Raw genomic sequence first — 2,013 nt, forward strand, 5'->3', positions numbered from 1 at the left:
CGGGGCCGAGCTCGCAACCTCGTCGCCGGCCTCTCCATCGCGACCCTGGCGCTCGTCGGCGCCGTCGCCGCTCCCTCGAGCGCCCAGGCGGCCACCTATCCGACGTGGGACGAGCTGCAGGCGGCGAAGGCGAACACCGCGGCAGGCGCCGCGGCGGTCGACCAGATCACGTCGCTCATCGCCCAGCTCGAGACGAACGTGCAGGTGACGCGCGCCGAGGCCGAGCTGCGCACCGACGAGCTCATGGTGGCCCAGCAGAAGTTCGACGACGCGGTCGCCCGCGCCGACCAGATCCAGGCGCAGGCGGATGCCGCAGCAGCCGAGGCCGCCGCAGCCGAGCGCAACGCCGGCCAGGTCGCGGCGCAGCTCTACCGTGCGGGCACGGGCGACGTGGGCGTGAACCTGTTCCTCGACGCCGGCAATGCCGAGGCGACCGAGAAGCTGCTCGCGAAGCTCGGCAGCATGGAGAAGATGGTCGAGCGCACCTCGGGCATCTACAACCGCGCGCAGGAGCAGCAGAACGCGGCGACCGCGCTCGCCGGGCAGGCGGAGGTCGCCCGTGCCGAACGCGAGAAGCTGCGGATCGCCGCCGAGGAAGCCCTCGCCGTCGCGCAGGCCGCACAGGCCGCCGCCGAGGCGGCGCTCGCCGAGTCGCAGGCGAAGAAGATCGAGCTCGAGCAGCAGCTGGAGTTCCTGCAGGACACCGAGGCGCAGACCGCGGCGGCCTACCAGGAGGGCGAGCGCATCCGCAAGGAGGAGGAGGAGCGCCGCCGACAGGAGGCGCTTCGCAGCGGCTCGCCGGGCACGGTCGCCTCGTCGGGCTGGGCGAAGCCCGCCGGCGGCGCCATCACCGGCGACTTCGGCCCCAGGTCGCCGATCTGCTCAGGAGGCGGGTGCTCCGGCTCCTTCCATTACGCCGTCGACCTCGGCACCGGATGCTCCGCGCCGATCTATGCGGCCAACAGTGGGGTCGTGACGTTCTCGGGTTACTCCGGCACGTACGGCAACTTCATCAAGATCGACCACGGCGGCGGCATCTCCACGGGGTACGCGCACATCCGCGACGGCGGACGGTTCGTCGGCGTGGGGGAGTGGGTCGAGGCGGGACAGAACATCGCGTCGAGCGGCACCACGGGTGCGTCCACCGGATGCCACCTGCACTTCGAGGTCTACTCGGGCGGCAGCCGCATCGATCCGCAGCCGTTCATGGCCGATCGGGGGATCCGCCTTGGCTGACCACCGCACGCGCCCGGTCTCCCGGGTGAAGCCCGCAACCGTCTTCTCCACGGTCGCGGTCGGCGCGGTGACCGCGTCGGTCGTCGCCGCGGGCGGGCCGGCGATGGCCGAGCCCGACTACCCGTCCTGGAGCGAGATCGAGCAGGCCAAGCAGAACGAGCAGACCAAGCAGGCCGAGATCGACCGGGTCGGCGCACTGCTGGTCGGCCTGCAGCAGGCAGCGGATGCCGCGGCGCAGGCCTCGATGATGGCCGACGAGGCGTGGCGCATCGCCATCGACCAGCGCGACCGCGCGGCTGAGCGCGAGCGCGCGCTCGGAACGCAGGCCGACGAGGCCGACGCCGTGGCCGAGATCTCCAAGATGCGAGCGGGCCTGCTGGCCGCGCACCTCGCGAAGACCGCCGGCGCCGACCTCACCGCCGAGCTCGTGTTCTCGGGCGACGACTCGACGAAGCTCCTGCAGCAGCTCGGCATGGCGTCGAAGCTCGGCGAGCAGTCGAACGAGGTCTACGAGCAGGCGGTCGCCGACCGCAACACCGCCGACTCGCTCCGCGACCAGGCAGCGGATGCCGCGGCCGAGCGCCAGCGCCTGGCCGCGTTGGCCGAGCAGCGCGCCGACGAGGCGCGCGCCGCCGCCGATGCGGCAGCCGCCGCAGTGGCCGAGCAGGAGCAGAAGTCGACCGAGCTCTACGCGCAGCTCGCGAGCCTCAAGGACACGACGGCCGAACTCGAGCGGCGACGGGTCGAGGGCCAGGCGCAGGAGGCGGCAGAGGCGGC

At 72.8% G+C, this 2,013-nt stretch carries 1 protein-coding gene and 1 pseudogene; both read left to right on the plus strand.

Translation table 11 applies throughout. The features are described from left to right. Positions 1–1,236, plus strand: a 1,236-nt coding sequence (locus tag GH736_RS21920; protein ID WP_159607064.1) for a M23 family metallopeptidase, incomplete at its 5' end; no start/stop codon positions are given. Next, positions 1,229–2,013: pseudogene (locus GH736_RS21925) on the plus strand (C40 family peptidase); the annotation flags it as partial. The gene GH736_RS21920 and the pseudogene GH736_RS21925, both read left to right, overlap by 8 nt.

The organism is Agromyces humi, from assembly GCF_009720255.1.
GTDB classification, from domain to species: domain Bacteria; phylum Actinomycetota; class Actinomycetes; order Actinomycetales; family Microbacteriaceae; genus Agromyces; species Agromyces humi.